We start from the raw sequence: 15,943 nt of genomic DNA, 5'->3' as shown, positions 1-15,943 counted from the left end.
TAATCTTTACTATAATAAGATGCGATAACAGAGTATTGAAAAAAACGCTATGTTAAGATTTATGTATAAAATGTCAATTCGTAAAATGCATCCGAAGGCCCTTATATTTATAAAGATGACGATGAGTGGGTACGAATATCATCGCACAAATATTTGAGCATATTTTTTTGGCTTTTTACCAATATGCTTTTCAAAAACTTTCGTAAAATGACCCAGATTTTCAAACCCCATTTGATAGCCTGTTTCCGACACTGATAGCTTATCTTCACGTAAAAGCCGTGCAGCTTCTTTCATACGCAAACTTTGATAATAGTCGTAAACACCCATGCCAAATACCTGCCTAAACAACCGTCGGAGCTTTAGTTCATTCATACCTGCAATCTGTTTTAATTCTGCAATGCTGCTAGGACAGCTCAATGAGGAAACAATTTTATCTCGAACCCGATACACAGCTTGAATGTCTTTTGCGGTTAGCTTCAAACTAGTGGTACTTTCGCGCTTTTTCAAACGCTCAAACAAGTAGAAAAGTAATTCCATTGCTTTCATTTTGTAATAAAAGCTTTTCACAGCAGTTGGCTCTTCCTTTTTAACAATGTCGTTTACGGTGCGCAAAATATCATCGTTCATTAATTCCTCTATCCAAAAATTATTAGCACTATCAAATAGGTATGCAAAGTGCTCAGCGTCTTCGTTTAAAAAGTTCTTCAAATACGAAGCACTTATGCTGATAGAAACATGTGATACACGGGTTTCTTTTTTGAATTGCAACGTTTGACTAATTGCGTAGGGAAAGATTCGCACATATGGTGGTTCCATAGGGTTGTTGGTTGCACGCTTGTATGTTCTGTTATGCGAAAAGTCTTCAAAAATGTTGTGAAATATAAAACCAATGCCATCGGATATGTCGGATTGACCCGTGGTGCGAATGAAATCGTCCGTTACAACAAATGAACCGAAGTGCATGGCCATGTCAGGTAAAAAGGTGAATCCTCTAAAAAAGATCACCTGAAAATGTTGTAACACATCTTCTAATATCACCCCCAACTTGTTAGTGAATTGCCGGATATCACGGTTAAGATTATTATCGTCTTGTCTGCTCACTTTTTCGACTAAAAATGCTAGCTTATGGAATATTTTACTTGTAAAGCTACACTTAATTTTGTGGTGAATAAGATTACACAACAGTAAAGTAAGTTTAAAATGAAAAAACAAGTATTAATATCTGGTGCCAGCTTTGCGGGACTAACGCTGGCCTATTGGTTAAATAAGTTTGGCTACGCGGTAACCGTGGTTGAATTGGGCAAAGATTTAAGAACAACAGGTTCGCCTATTGATGTACGTGGCGAAGCTTTGAATATAGCCAGGGAAATGGGCATATATGATCAAATTAAATCTGCCGAATTTGTTCATACCGATGAGATTGTGGATGCCGGAGATAAGACTTTGGTTAAGTTTGCCATCAATACTTTGCCTGAATATCTGGGCGATATAGAAATCCACCGTGGAGATTTACTAGAAATCATTTATAATACTCTACCAAAAGATGAAGTGAAAGTAATTTTTGGTAACAGTATATCCGCATTGATTCAGCACGAGAATGGTGTGGAAGTGCATTTAGAAAAAGGTGAACGCAAAACATACGACTTGGTGTTTGGAGCAGATGGAACACACTCTACTGTCAGAAAACTTGCTTTCGGACCTGAAGAAGAATTTAAAAAGTTTCTGGGTGTATACTTCGCATTCGCTGCCACAGATAGTATACAAACGGGCAGGGCGGAATCTACTGGTATTGTATATCGTGAACTGGGCAAACAAGCTGTTAACTATCAGTTTAAAAACGGAGTGAATAGTATCCTGGTATTCCGAGCACCCAAAATGGATTGGAATTACAGGGATCGGGAACGACCTAAATTAATTTTGAAAGAATACTTTGGAGGAAACACGAACTGGAAAATTCCTGAAATTCTTAACTCCATGCTTGGTGCCAATGATCTTTATTTTGATGAAGCGTGCCAGATTGATATGCCGACCTGGACAATGGGACGTGTAGGCCTGATAGGGGATGCTGCATACGCGCCAAGTTTTTTTACCGGTATGGGCACCAGCCTGGCTATGCAAGGCGCCACGCTGCTAGCTAAAGAACTGCATGCTAATGAAAACCACGAAATTGCTTTTGCAAAATACAATGAAGGGTTTAAACCTCTTGTAAAGAGCGTTCAGGCACGCGTAAATCGCTCGCTTAACGTTCAGCTTCCTGAAACCGAAGCGGATTTAAAAGCGTCATTTGAGGCATGGGGTAATCAGCAACAATCTTCAAAGACTGAATAGAGGCATCCGATTATATATTTGGTTTTATTCATTACAGCCAGTTTATAGAAATTATTTCTGATGATGTTCTCGCCAGTAAAAGTGAACCTTGTAAAAAGTCATTGAGTCAAAACTCAATGACTTTTTCGTTATCTCGTGTAACATTAGATTTAATTTCTATCTTTTAAATGATATGAATGAGAATATATTTGATAGAATGAAATTTGCGTTTGGCTATCTCTTTGTTTTGTTGGGTATGATTGTAAGTTGCATTTAGCCAAAGGCGTATTTTAAACGGAAAAGTTGGCTGTGGATGTGTGAAGGCATAGGAATAGCTCTAAGTGATAATTTATTGAGCAACATAAACAACAAGACGAATATATTGTTAAAATATTGCATCAATTAAAAACGCCAGTGGCCATTTTGATGAGAAATGCAACATTGACGTTGGAAAATTATATTTTTATTAAAGATGTTTTAACTTATATCTAAATGGAAAACTGTCACTTTGCAATTTCGTCATACACTTATGCAAGCAGTAATAAAATTCGTTTGTGTTACGCTAAGCTAATGCGTCATTTAATTTTTAAGTAAAATTTTAATTCGATGCGCAATAAGCCCATAAGTGTTTAGTAGTATTGTAATATCTATTTACCGTTGCTTAATTTGTTATACCCTTGTCCGCTTCATATTTACAACCCTCACAGATAGCCAATGCCCATATGGATATTGCCCTGACCCAAGTGAAACTAGGCTTTTGGGAATGGGACTTAGTTACCGGGCAGCTGCAATACACCTTGCAAAATAAGCTGAATTTCGGTTTAGCAGCTGAGGATGATTTTACGTTAAAAAGTGTCATTAACGCTATACTACCAGAAGATCGTGCGCGTAGAGATGAGGCATTACAACGGGCGCTGTCGCCAGATTGTGGCTTATACACTTTTGATTGTCGCGTTCGTCACCTCGATCAACGAATACATTGGCTCCAAATTAACGGAACGGTAATTTTTGAAGGAGACCAGGCTCGGCGCATTATTGGCACTAGCTTAGATATTACTGAAAAAAAGGATCTGGAATTATTAAGAGATGAAGTGCTTAATATCGCCAATCATGAGCTAAAAACACCGCTTTCCGCAGTAAAGGGTTACTTGCAGCTTTTACACCGTTTTGTAGCCCGTACAAGTAATGAACAATACGAGCAGATTGCCTACCGCGCACTAAGCGCAACAGAAAAGATTACCCGTCTGCTTAATGATGCTCTACAGCAAGACGTAACACAAGCCAACGAAATGCGGCTACGTAAAGAATCTTTCAGTATCAAAGTGTTAGCAGAAGAAGTAGCTGCCAATACCATGCTGGTACAACAAAGCCACGCTATAAAAGTAGAAACTGAAGATCAAATTCCACCCATTGAGGCAGATCGGTACCGAATTGGGCAGGCGTTAACCAACCTGATGAACAATGCGGTCAAGTACTCGCCTGATCATAATCAGGTCGATGTTCGCCTCTCGGTTACGGAAAGCGCTGTGCGCGTTTGTATCCGCGACCACGGCATTGGCATTCCACTGGCTGAACAACCTAAAATATTTGATAAGTTTTACCGAGTTAAAAACGGGCATGATAACATTCCAGGCAGTGGTATAGGCCTGTTTCTAACGTCTGAAATTATTGCCCGCCACGGTGGTCAGATCGGTTTAGAGCAGGTTGAATCGGGTTCAGGTACAGCCTTCTTTTTCACATTACCACTTTAAGCTGCTGCTTTGCAGTGTTGGTCAACTACTTTCACTAGTTCGTCAATATCAAAAGGTTTGGCAATAAAATCATTCGCACCAGCAGCTAGTGCCTTTTCCTTACCATCTTTACTGGCCGAAAAAATGATAACAGGTACATTTGCCAATTTCGGTAACTTTTTAAAATATCCAGTTAGTTGGTCACCGCTAATTTTCGGCATCCACATATCTAGCAACACAACGTCAGGCTGTAGTGCTTCTGCTTTCCCTATCAATTTGCTACTGTCTGCTTCTACAATCACCTCGTAGTGATCTTCTAAAACTATGGACACCAGATCGAGTATGTCCTCATCATCGTCACAAACTAATATTTTCTTTTTATTCATTATTTTATAAAAGGAATAGTAAAATTAAACACTGAACCTTGTCCTTCTTCACTCTCCACCCACAACGTGCCATTGTGTTCTGCAATAATTTGATTAGATATATACAGCCCAATACCCAAACCCTGGAAGCTGAATTGCACACCGTCTGACCGGTAAAAACGTTCAAAAATCTTTTTATGATCTTCGCGCTTTATACCTACGCCTGTATCTTTGACAGCTACTTTTAAAAAACCCGCCAATACGCTCAGGTGTACGCTAATCTCTTTAGCAGCAGGCGAATATTTGATGGCATTGGTCAGCAAATTGATCATCACTTGTTCAAGCCGAAAAAAATCACCTTGAACTTTCTTGTCTGCCGCGCCGGTAACTACTATTTGATGCGTATCCATAGTTTCACGTACTGATTCTATGGAATTGTTCACGACATTCATGAAATCAAATTCCGTAAAGTTAAACTGCATACGGCCTGACTGTATCTTGGATACATCAAGCAAATCATTAATCAGCGTATCCAGGCGTTCTACCGACTTGGCAGTGATGGCTAAAGATTTGAGGTCGGCTTGCACACCCGCTTTTTCTGCACGCTTTGTTAACAATTGAAGATGTCCTTTGATAGTGGTTAGCGGCGTCTTCATTTCGTGACTGGCTACCGAAATAAAATCTTCTTTCCGTTGTTCAACTTGGCGATGGTCGGTGAAGTCTTCCATCGCCAGCAGAACGCGGTTCTTAAACTTACCCCGCAATTTAATCTGCCGGGCGTTTAAAACTAACAGGCGTTTGCCAATATGCGGAAACTCATGTTCTACTTCAAAACCCTCAAACGGATTGCTGTGTGGCAAAATATCTTCTAAAACGGCCCGTAGTTCGGGAATATCCCAGGCGCGGTTACTAATATCGTATAATTGCTTACCAACCACCTCTTTGGTATCCAGTTTAAAAAACTTACAAAAGTGATCATTAACCGATAATACATTAATTTGCTCATCCAGTACAACCAAACTTTCACGAATTGTTTCGACAATACTACCCAAGTATTCTTCACTTTCCTGTAATTCTTTGGTACGGCTAGCTACTCTTGATTCGAGCAATTCTTTTTCTTCCTTCAATGCATCTTCCGCTTCCCGTCTTCGGGTTACGTCATTTTGCACGCCAACAAAATGCGTTATATTTCCGTCGCCATCTTTCACGGGCGATATCACCAGCTGATTCCAGAACAAGGTGCCATCCTTGCGGTAATTACGGATTTCCAAACTACAATGCTCACCTCGTTCAATAGTATCGCGAATAAGTTGGCGCTGCTTTTGGTTCCGATCATCGCCCTGAAGAAACCGGCAATTATGCCCTATGATTTCATCATGACGATAACCAGTCAACTCTTCAAAGGCCTTATTGCAGTAAATGATTGGGTTATCCGGTTGTCGATTGTCTGTAATTACAATGCCGTTAACAGTAGCGTCCATCGCAGCAACAAACAGGAAAAGGTCAGAATTTTCAGGAAAGGGGCGTAGTAAATTATCGTGTTTCATGTATGTACGTTCAGGATCTGGCTCGCAAATATTTCTTATAGTACAGTACTATGCGGTTTAAGTTTGATTTAATTAAACTAATAATTACTCCTTAAACAGCTAAACCGGTGCTTAAGCAAAAAAGGTAACGTCGGGCACAATACATTTCATGCAAAATGAATTCTGCCAATACTCGCAAGTAACAACATGTTTTGCCTTTAGATTATACATACCTAAAATCTATAGGTTTATTTAAAAACATTTAACATGTTGATCGAAGACATTCCAAACCTAATGACACCGAACTTGTTGCATCTCAAAACTTGCTTGCTTCATATTTATGAGCGTAAGCGCACTAAATATTTAAATATGGAAACTGCAGTACCCGGCTTATTCTTATATCCTGACTTTATTGATGAAGCTACAGAGTTACAATTATTAAAAGAAATCGACAGCCAAACATGGATTGTAGATTATTTAAGAAGATTACAATATTACGGCTACCGTAACGAACTGGAGAAGCCTTATGATTTGATACCTTTTCCGGTTTCGATGCCGCCACTTATGAATCAATTATCTCAACAGTTGGTTGAAAAAAATATTATCGTTCTTCAGCCCGATCAAGTTATCATTAATGAATATGTGCCGGGAGAGGGGCTTAAGCCGCATAAAGACCGTGCATATTATGAAAATCAAATTTGCGGCGTAAATCTGGGCAGTGGCTGCGTTATGCGGTTTATTAGGGGCAAAAACGAAGAAATTATAGACGTTGAAGTACCCAGGCGATCGGTGTATGTAATGCAGGATGATGCGCGGAAAAAATGGAAACATGGCATACCGCCAAGAAAAAAAGATAAAATAGATGGAGATGTGAAGCACAGGGATAGAAGAGTATCCATCACCTACCGTAAGGTAAAACCTAAAAAAGTACACCCAATTAATCCGGAAGGCAAGGTGGCTCAGCTGCTACAGGAAAAGTTTAATATAAGTCTTGAGCAAATAAAAAGCTTAAGCTGAAAATATCAGCTGCTGCTAAGCTTGTCATTCAGCTCCCATTTAGGCGGAAAAAAATAATGTATAGGCTGCTGATTATTAGTATAAAGTTGCTTGATTCTTGTTCTATTAGATATGCCGCCCACCTCGGGGTGTGCAACGCGTGCATACTTATCTGTTTCACAAAATAAGTTTTGGCAGTCAATAAGCTGAAGGTGCCTGCCCCATAAACTTTTGAATTGAATGCCTAAGCGATCAAATTCCTGTTCCTGCAAGTCGGTAACATATCTAATTGCGTCAGCCTCGTTGTAATCGCCCAAACTACTGAAGCACTTCCGAATGCCGTCCTTCGCGCCGGGGCCGGGCATCACAAATTCCATCTCGTCGAAATTTGTAAGGGTACTATAATTGATATCAATAGCGTACTGGTAGGCTAAAAACTTACCGATAGTTGGATAGCTTAATAACAGCTGATATACAGCTTCCAAAGATTGAGCTTCTGCAATCCGGTCGGCTAACTGTGCCCTCATCACTTGTTCTAATAACTTCAAGTGGTTCTCATGCTTTTTGGCATAGCCGAACGCGCTGGCACCCGAAGCCATCATGTAAGCACCAGAATAGATCGTTTCTCCGGCTCCAAGAGCCTGATGCAGGATTTTGCTGTATTGATTAAACGAATAGTTACGCCAAGTCACTTCGCCTAATTCGTATCGAAGAAGCTCCCAGGTTTCTATTTTATTAAAGGTTTTAAATAATAGAATGCGGAAAAGTAGTTCATTTGGCGTTTGGTCGCCTCGGTAAATAACCTGACTAATAAGATACTGACTTACCCGGTCGGCAGCACGGTAAGCATTGGTAAACTTATGCTTTATTAAAATGGGGTCAGCAGTGAGCAAGTTTTTCCCGTCAATTCGGTTAAAAAAAATTTCCTGCCGTTCTGCTGCAAACTTCCAGTAAGTATCCAATACATAGATGGCCTTCGGAAGCTGTTTAACAACCCTTATCATCATTGTCAAAAATAGCAAAATATTGCCTCTGTGCTTATTATTGGAATAGGTTAGGAAGTTGTCATAATGTTATAAAGCTCCTACAACAAAGGTTTGATTAACGACAAAAAGCCGCATCATTTTACTTGCTAAAAAAGCAAATCGTAAAATCAGATGCCATTTATAATTAAAAATAAATACATTAGATTTCGTATAAGTGAAGATGATATTTACTTATACTTACTTATCATAACCAATGCCGATAATGTTAAACCAAGAATCTAAACCTAATCTAAGCTTTTACTTTAACCTAAATAAACAGAAGCAAGCAGTTTGCCACAAAAAGTTCAATGGTTACTGTGATGATCCGGCTATTTATGCTAAAATCACAGCTTGCAATATGCAATTACCAATAAATTTTGAACAAGGCTATCACGTCAAAAAATATATCGCAAAGCATTACTTCTCGATTATAGCGCTGCTGCTGACAGTTTTTAATTTCATCCATTCACAAAAAGCATATTCACAAGAAGCAGAATTGCCCACTCGTTGGACGAAGGCAGCTATGTCTGCCGACGTGCCGCTTGATGAATATCCACGGCCCCAGCTTCGTCGCAATGAATGGATTTGCCTGAACGGAACCTGGAATTATCAGGGTGGTAAATCTGTTGTATCAGCATATAACCCATCAAAAGCATTGCCGTTTTCAGGTAGCGCAGTGAAAATAAAGGTGCCTTACTGCCCGGAGTCGGTGTTATCTGGCATTAAGCGAAAGCAAGAGGTGAACATGTGGTACCAACGAAATTTTAAACTACCTGTAGAGTGGCAAGGCAAGCAAATCTTATTACATTTTGATGCGGTAGATTACAACACAACCGTTTTTGTAAACGGAAAAAAGGCGGGTAACCATTCAGGAGGCTATGATGCTTTTTCATTTGATGTGACTTCCCTTCTTAAAAAAGGAGATAATAGCATTGTTGTAGCCGCTTATGATCCTAATGAAGGACGCACGCCTTCAGGTAAAAACGGCCCACGCGGCGATTACACTTTTACTTCCGGTATTTGGCAAACCGTATGGATGGAACCTGTAAGCAAGTATTACATCAAAGACATTCGTATACTACCTGATTTGGCAGGCAGGAGAGTAAAGCTCGAAGTAAACGCCAATTCAGCAGCAAGAGTGTCAGTTTCGGTTCTTGATGGGAAAAAAGAAATTGCTAGGGTGGAAGGGAACACCAATAATGGATTCTTCATTCCGATTGGTAACCCAAAACCATGGTCGCCGGATATGCCTTTCCTGTATGATTTGAAAATTACGCTAAAATCCACCAACGGTACAACATCCGACGAGGTAATGAGCTATTTTGGCATGAGAGACGTAGCACTTGGTAAAGTTGGAGGCGTTGTACGGCCATTACTAAACGGTAAGTTTGTAATGCAGCTTGGTTTGCTTGACCAAGGGTATTGGCCCGATGGTATTTTGACTGCACCAACAGACGACGCTTTAAAGTCGGATATGGAGTTTACCAAAAAAGCCGGTTATAACCTCATTCGTAAGCATATGAAAACAGAGCCGCAACGCTTTTACTATTGGGCAGATAAGTTAGGGTTGCTGGTTTGGCAGGATATGCCCGCCATTTGGTATCCTAATGAGGATACGCTAAAAACCCGGGGTGCTTTCCGCAAAGAACTTAAAGAGATTATCGACAGCCATTATAATTCACCATGCATTGTTACCTGGGTTCCATTCAACGAAAACTGGGGTGCCTTTGACGTGAAAAACATTACAGATTGGGTGAAGCAATATGATCCTTCGCGCTTGGTAAATGGAAATTCAGGGTTTAATAACAACCCCAACTATCAAAAGGCGTATGGCGATCCTAAAAATGGCGATTTTGTGGACACTCATATATACATAGGTCCTTACAAAGCTTCAGAACCCGACAGCAAACGAGCTGCTTCATTGGGCGAGTTTGGTGGTGTTGGCTTATTCGTGCGCGGACATATGTGGCCGGTTGAAAATAACGCTTACGCCTACGAACCAACAAAAGCTGCGCTTACAGACAAATATGTTTTTTTACTTGACCAAGTGGAACAATTGATGCGTTATAGGGGCTTAAGTGCTGCCATTTACACCCAAACTACCGATGTGGAACATGAGGTAAACGGCTTGCTAACCTACGACCGCGAGGTAGAGAAGATGGATGTTGGCCGTATTCGTGAAGTTAACCAGGCGGTTATACAAGCAGGGGAGACTCTTAACCGCGAGCCGAACAAATCAAATAAAGATCTAAAAAGTGGTGGTAGTCATTTACCGACTAATCAATAATTTGAAGAATTGATTTTAAATCCTTTGTTAGATTGTCTTTGTAAATAATGAATCGATGGAAAGAAGAGCATTTTGCAAAAATAGTTTATTGGGCGGCGCAGCCGTGATTGCTGATCCGAGGATACATAAAGCCAATTCATTAGGCCTTTTTACAGGCAATGAAATGTCATCTTTGATGGGAAGCCGGTTTGTAACCTTTTGCATTATGATTCGTACATCGCCCTGGGAAGTTTCACGGGACGTAAAGCTTATTAACAGGGATGAAGGCTTTGCGCATACTTTAGAAGTGGTAAAGCGTTTACGAGAAATTTTTTCTAAAAATGTACCAGGCGGGCGGTTAACATGGGGGTTCACTTTAAACGCACTGGAAGATAAGCGTCAGAATTATGTTGACATACGTAAATATGCTGCAGAATGTCAGCAGAGGTACGGAGATGAAGTGTCTTACTTTCCGGGTTATTTTCCAGCCATGTACCTACCGCGACACCGGATCAACTTGGAAATGACAGAAGCCTTGCAACGAATTACATATATGGTTGGCGGCGGCTATCGGCCAAAAGGCATTATGGGCGGTTTTCTGTCGGCCAATAATTTGGCGTATTTGGCCGAGAAAGAAAATATTCATGTGGCGCATGCCGTTATTTGGAGCCAGCACGAAACGGATGGCGGTGGGGCTGATGGTTCCCCATCTTATCCTTTTTATCCGTCTAAAGAGCATTTTTGTAAACCTGCGCAGGGTAAAGGCGATTTTATAGACTGTGTAAATCTGGATGGATGGAGTGTGGATTTTTTGTGCGCGTTGCAAAGTGGCAATGTGTGGGGAAGTACCCCATTTAACGGCGCTGCAAGCCGCCGTGGGGTTGGCCCCATTGAAACATATGGTGATTGGGGTTTGGATATCGGGCACTACTCCGTTATGCATACGCAATCGATACATTTTGATAAGGGTTTTGAACTGAACGGCTTTGGCTGGATACCCAACATATGGGAAGCAGCACTGGTAAAAATTGCCGAACGTAAAAATTGGGACGACACACTGGCATACCGGGCGTTAGAAAAGTGGACAAGCGCAACCCTTGAGCGTTGGCCCGATGTGAAGTTCGTTTCCTTTGGCGAGTACGGCGAGATTTGGCGCCAGCACTATCGTGATAACAGCCAATGGAACTACCGTTTCGTGGAAAAAGGACTAGGCATCGGAAATTCATGGGGCGATCAGGAAATTAAGTGGTATATGAATCAAAAATTCCGCTTGGCTACATTAAGAAATTGGCATAAAAATACACCAGAAATGGTAGTGGATTTTACAAGATACGACTTGACAGCAAAAGAACCCGCAGATCCGTCGCCAAAAAAACCGGTTAAAGACTGGAGTCTGATGAACCGCATAAACCAGAAAGGAGTAAGACCGCAGGATAAGCCAATTTTACCCATTGCACTAAAAAATGATGAAAAAGAGCTAATTGGAAAATTTTATCCAGAACTGATAAGATAGCTGTTGTCGCTTAGACTTTAACAGCTATCTATAACATTACATTGAAACCGTAAAATTTAGACTTAAAAAAAGTTTTTGCTTCAGTTAAAACCTTAAATTTATCTTTTCGCCCTCATTTACCGATACAAAAAGTTATATATAATTGATTATCAAGTACATGCGAGACTTCATTTAGAAACAAGCAAATCTTTAATGTGAAGCATTGGCAAATAAATGCAAGTATATGCTGCTCGCTCTAAAAGATATTCAATTTATGAATCTTGGAAAGCAATAACGTTAAAGCAACCAAAGCGGCAAATTCGGCGACAGCTTTTTATAAAGCATTCTAAGGGCCCGTACCTAATCGGTGCTTGCTCCACTCAGACCATTTGCTTAATTCGCGTAGGACAGTTCGTATATCAATAGATATAATAAGTTTCACTATATTTAGCTGATCTTAGATTTCCATGACAGCACAAGAGTATTTAGCGAATTGGATTGAAGGAGGAGAAGGTGTTTTACCTATAACCCGGCACAAGCTTTTAACCCTGAACCTCCAGCCTGACACCATTACTTATTTAGAAGTGGGATTGCCCAAAGATGCAGCTCCTTACATCTCCTTTGTGAATGATAGCGAGGACTTATATGAAGGTATAGCGAAGTTAGAAGACCAGTATTATCTTGATATAGAACCGAACAAGTATGTTGTTATAGGCTCAGATGGTAGCGGTAGTCCGATTGCTATAAACGTGAAACAGGATGACACCATAGAATGGTTAGATCACGACGATTACTTTGCACCGAGTTACTGTAATAAGTCTTTGGAATGTCTGCTTACCTTTCTCCTTATTTACCGGAACTTTGTGAACGATGTCATTAACAACAATGGCGAGGATGCCATGTTGAATGGAAACTTTACAGACGAACAATATAGCGCCATGCGGCAACGTATGCTAATAGTAGATCTTGATGCCGTGAATGAACGAGGCTTTTGGAAAGAGGAATTAGATAGGCTGCTCAGCGATAGGGCTTACTATCGTGCAAATCCGTAACACACTACGTGCTTTCTTTGGAAAGGTATGCTCGTCACTTCGTAGGTCGTTTTATAATGCTTATATTGCCCGTTTATACTAAACCTCATCATCATAAATGAAGCGACTCATTCCGTTGCTGCTGCTTTTAACCACAGCCTATCACGCCAATGCCCAACAGCAGTCTTTGCCAGCTTGGTTTACCCGGGCATTCAAACAGCATAAGCTTGATGAGAAGTATGAACTGAAAGCCTATCTTAAACCTGCTTACTTAGAGGCTGACTTCAATGGAGACGGTATTAAGGATATCATAGCATTGATTGCCGAGAAGAAGACGCACAAGCGTGGCTTGGTTCTGGTTCATGCAGGTACTGGTCGGTTTTTTGTATTTGGTGCTGGAACTGCATTTGGCGATACGCAAGGTGATGATGACTATAAATGGTCACAGGGATGGGCAGTGTATAAGCGCAAATTAGCATACGAAATGCTATTTGACAGTGATAGTTATATGTCAGGAAGTTGTAAAGTATGATTGCGCTATCCATGTTATGATTTGATAGATGGCTCGCCTTGTAGTCTTTAACACTTAAGATATACACCGAAAGTGCCTCGACATGGGCCACGGTCAACCATGAAGTGCAAACAGTACGGAATGAAGTGGTGTCTGCTGAGTTTATAACCGCGTTCTGTGCTAATGCTTTAAAAGTGAACAAGGCTACAAAGGCTAGAATAAGGAGGCGCTTCATGCTATGAAGTAAGGAAAGATTGCTACATTACAGTAAGTAAACCATGAACCTACCTACCTTACCTTTTACAGCAAATATGCTGTTGTTTGCTGCACTTATAACATTATGCTTGTGCTTTGCATGTTATAGGGAAAAGCACAGAAAGCACGACTTAATTCAACTTAGACAGAATGAGATTACCAAGATAGAAGTAGCAACAGGTAATTGTTTTGGCCCTTGCCAGAGGATAGCAATAAGTATCGATAGCACTTTAGCTTATAAGTCTTACGGTGGCCCTGTATCATTTCAAACGCCACCTGATAGAGACAGAATTCTTGAGGGTTACTACGTTGGGCGAATTAGTCGGACACTTTGGGATGCGCTGAATGTAAATTTAGAGAAAATCCACTACCAACAACTTCGTACATCTTACAAACACGTAGACGATGATCAGAGCGTTGAAGTCATAATACACTACCAAGGTAAGGTTAAGCATATCAAAGCAAAATTCGCTTGTATGCCAGATTCGGTGCATCGAGTGTTTTACAGTATTGCAGAGAGCTATAGGCAAGTGAATCTAAAACTTGTTAAAGACACCATACTATTTGAAACGTCTATTCAGAGGACACTTTTGTTTTAACTGCTTGTGACACTTATTTGCAAACAGGTGTAGACGNAGAGGACACTTTTGTTTTAACTGCTTGTGACACTTATTTGCAAACAGGTGTAGACGTCTTAACTTGTAAAAGGAAAATGTGCTAATTAAAAGTAATTCTAAATTATTCGGTATGATATTCAACAAGCGTAAATTAACATTAACCTCTGTGCTGCTTTTATCATTGACGGCTGGTTTCATATATTGCTATTGGAACGGTATTTTGAATACGCTGTTCTTTATTCCTGGAAGAACAATTGGTAAAAGAGGAGTGGAAATCAATAGAAGCACTCGATTTCTTCAAATCAATCATTTAAAGATTGTTGTTGGTGAAACTGGTGCAATCATAAGTGGGTTGTGCTTTCTGACGACAGTCTTTTTAAGAGTAATTAAGCCAACATTTGGAGGCAGAGTAATTTATAGTGATTTATGAACTGAGTAGGTTCAATTAATTCAACATTTGAATACCCTTTATATATTACTAAAATCAAGAAAAGTTAAATTGACTTCAAAGCTAAAAGTAAAAAGGTAATTGTACATTCAAATACTTGATCTTAATCACACTACCTAATGACATTCATCCATAAAACGTTACTTATAGTTAACCTCTGTGCACTTATTCTATTTAGTATTACATCAAATACTGAACTGCACAGCAATATTGATGTATCAATTAGCGCAATAAATGTACGTAGCACATCCGCTACAGAAGTTGAACAATTTGATGCATTCTTTAAAAGGTTCAACACTAACGCGGACTTCCAACTGGCCAGCATCATGTTTCCTCTTAAAAAGATAACGGTAGACGATGACAATAAGCAAACGGTTGAGTACATTAACAAGCGAGCTTGGAAGTTCATAAAAATTGCTAAGATCAAAGGCAACATCATCAATAAGGGCAAGGTCGGTAAAGGAGAAGTAACGATGCTGCTTCAAATTGAAGATACCGGTGTCCATATACAGTATAGGTTTGTAAGTAAAGAGGGTAAATGGTATCTAACCCTTATCGCTGATGAATCGACTTAAGATGTTGACTTGCCTTGTTGATTTTTAAAGAATGAGTGATTAACTTGTGAACACATGACGAAGATTGAAGATCCTTTGCCTAAAGAGATAACTGACATTATGGATGTCTCTGAGTTTGAAAATGAAGCAGGCATTGTTATTGACTCCGTAACTTTTAACACCTATGAACTTTGTCTAAACTTTTCCTTTCGTTATTATGATGAAACTTCTCCTCATAGATGGCGGCTTACGGTAGGTCATGCCAAGGAGGAACGGATTGTGAGAGAATGGACATCACAAATAGCACTTTACAAACAGCACCCTCGCTTACTGAAGTACACAGACGCTTATACAGAATTGTATTTTAGTGGAACCAGTACACAACATCTTAACTTGTGTGCAGACATCTACAAGTCTTTGCAAATGCTGACAGACGATTTTGACGGACTAAAGGAATATGTGCTTAGTCCCGGCACAACAGAAGCACTTTGCCAGCAGGGTTACGGGTTGTTTGCTAGCGGTCCGAAAACAATTTTGATGCTTTATCACCAGTGTTTAACCAAATATGGTATACACTCGTACTTTGTAGGCGAAAGAGAGGTTTTGACGGAAGATACCGGCCTGAAGCTTTTTCAGTTAGGGAGTAGCTATATAATTGGCAGAGAGTTTATATTCAATAGAGTTCAATAAATTACTGCCCAAGGCAACAAACTCCGACACTTAGCTATATTACTCTTATTAATAAAAGTTTTTAAAGAAGGTGTCTGAATGCGTATATTAACCATAATGAATGAATATTAAGACCAGTTACTTCATAGTA

General features: G+C 40.0%; 15 protein-coding genes. 11 read left to right on the top strand and 4 right to left on the bottom strand.

Annotation, left to right across the window (positions count from 1 at the left end; translation table 11 throughout):
- Window positions 1–138: 138 nt before the first annotated feature.
- On the bottom strand, window positions 139–1,101 hold the full coding sequence (locus GPM24_RS18060; protein WP_199269786.1) for a helix-turn-helix transcriptional regulator: 963 nt from the start codon (window positions 1,099–1,101) through the stop codon (window positions 139–141).
- Between the two features lie 99 nt (window positions 1,102–1,200).
- Here GPM24_RS18060 and GPM24_RS18055 point away from each other — a divergent pair, with 99 nt between their 5' ends.
- Together GPM24_RS18055 and GPM24_RS18050 are read left to right on the top strand one after the other, a co-directional pair.
- Entirely contained in the window at window positions 1,201–2,328 is a 1,128-nt protein-coding gene (locus GPM24_RS18055; protein ID WP_158828500.1) for an FAD-dependent monooxygenase, read from the top strand.
- A gap of 656 nt (window positions 2,329–2,984) precedes the next feature.
- Window positions 2,985–4,058 carry a PAS domain-containing sensor histidine kinase gene (locus tag GPM24_RS18050; RefSeq protein ID WP_158828499.1) on the top strand — a complete coding sequence of 358 codons (1,074 nt, stop codon included), beginning with the start codon at window positions 2,985–2,987 and terminating at the stop codon, window positions 4,056–4,058.
- Here the strand turns inward: GPM24_RS18050 and GPM24_RS18045 are convergent.
- Together GPM24_RS18045 and GPM24_RS18040 are read right to left on the bottom strand one after the other, a co-directional pair.
- Window positions 4,055–4,423 carry a response regulator gene (locus GPM24_RS18045; protein ID WP_158828498.1) on the bottom strand — a complete coding sequence of 123 codons (369 nt, stop codon included), beginning with the start codon at window positions 4,421–4,423 and terminating at the stop codon, window positions 4,055–4,057. The genes GPM24_RS18050 and GPM24_RS18045 overlap by 4 nt on opposite strands.
- Complete coding sequence (locus GPM24_RS18040) at window positions 4,423–5,949, bottom strand: PAS domain-containing sensor histidine kinase (RefSeq protein ID WP_158828497.1); 1,527 nt, start codon at window positions 5,947–5,949, stop codon at window positions 4,423–4,425. The genes GPM24_RS18045 and GPM24_RS18040 overlap by 1 nt, the downstream gene beginning before the upstream one ends.
- Before the next feature lie 348 nt (window positions 5,950–6,297).
- Here GPM24_RS18040 and GPM24_RS18035 point away from each other — a divergent pair, with 348 nt between their 5' ends.
- The gene (locus GPM24_RS18035) at window positions 6,298–6,945 is read left to right on the top strand and encodes an alpha-ketoglutarate-dependent dioxygenase AlkB (protein ID WP_158828496.1); all 648 of its coding nucleotides are present in this window, start codon (window positions 6,298–6,300) and stop codon (window positions 6,943–6,945) included.
- 5 nt (window positions 6,946–6,950) lie between these two features.
- Here the strand turns inward: GPM24_RS18035 and GPM24_RS18030 are convergent, their stop codons facing one another.
- Window positions 6,951–7,931 (bottom strand): nucleotide kinase domain-containing protein, encoded by a 981-nt coding sequence (locus GPM24_RS18030; protein WP_199269785.1) that lies wholly within the window; start codon window positions 7,929–7,931, stop codon window positions 6,951–6,953.
- Between the two features lie 376 nt (window positions 7,932–8,307).
- On the opposite strand from GPM24_RS18030, the gene GPM24_RS18025 reads away from it, so the two are divergent.
- The 8 genes from GPM24_RS18025 (at window position 8,308) to GPM24_RS17990 (ending at window position 15,813) form a co-directional block, all read left to right on the top strand.
- Window positions 8,308–10,236 carry a glycoside hydrolase family 2 protein gene (locus tag GPM24_RS18025; RefSeq protein WP_158828495.1) on the top strand — a complete coding sequence of 643 codons (1,929 nt, stop codon included), beginning with the start codon at window positions 8,308–8,310 and terminating at the stop codon, window positions 10,234–10,236.
- A 55-nt stretch (window positions 10,237–10,291) separates the two neighbouring features.
- Window positions 10,292–11,728: a DUF3863 domain-containing protein gene (locus GPM24_RS18020; protein ID WP_158828494.1), complete on the top strand. Its 1,437-nt coding sequence runs from the start codon at window positions 10,292–10,294 to the stop codon at window positions 11,726–11,728.
- A 446-nt stretch (window positions 11,729–12,174) separates the two neighbouring features.
- Complete coding sequence (locus GPM24_RS18015) at window positions 12,175–12,759, top strand: SUKH-4 family immunity protein (protein ID WP_158828493.1); 585 nt, start codon at window positions 12,175–12,177, stop codon at window positions 12,757–12,759.
- Between the two features lie 97 nt (window positions 12,760–12,856).
- Window positions 12,857–13,270, top strand: coding sequence for a hypothetical protein (locus GPM24_RS18010; protein ID WP_158828492.1), 414 nt, complete (start codon window positions 12,857–12,859; stop codon window positions 13,268–13,270).
- Between the two features lie 257 nt (window positions 13,271–13,527).
- Entirely contained in the window at window positions 13,528–14,103 is a 576-nt protein-coding gene (locus GPM24_RS18005; RefSeq protein WP_158828491.1) for a DUF6438 domain-containing protein, read from the top strand.
- Between the two features lie 148 nt (window positions 14,104–14,251).
- Window positions 14,252–14,551, top strand: coding sequence for a hypothetical protein (locus GPM24_RS18000; protein WP_158828490.1), 300 nt, complete (start codon window positions 14,252–14,254; stop codon window positions 14,549–14,551).
- Window positions 14,552–14,688: 137 nt separating this feature from the next.
- Window positions 14,689–15,144: a DUF4348 domain-containing protein gene (locus GPM24_RS17995; protein ID WP_158828489.1), complete on the top strand. Its 456-nt coding sequence runs from the start codon at window positions 14,689–14,691 to the stop codon at window positions 15,142–15,144.
- Window positions 15,145–15,198: 54 nt separating this feature from the next.
- Complete coding sequence (locus GPM24_RS17990) at window positions 15,199–15,813, top strand: hypothetical protein (protein WP_158828488.1); 615 nt, start codon at window positions 15,199–15,201, stop codon at window positions 15,811–15,813.
- Window positions 15,814–15,943: the final 130 nt, after the last annotated feature.

It is taken from the genome of Mucilaginibacter lacusdianchii (assembly GCF_009770985.1).
Classification (GTDB): Bacteria; Bacteroidota; Bacteroidia; order Sphingobacteriales; family Sphingobacteriaceae; genus Mucilaginibacter; species Mucilaginibacter lacusdianchii.
Note: the sequence above shows the minus strand (reverse complement) of the source record. Positions and strands in the feature narration are given on the sequence as shown.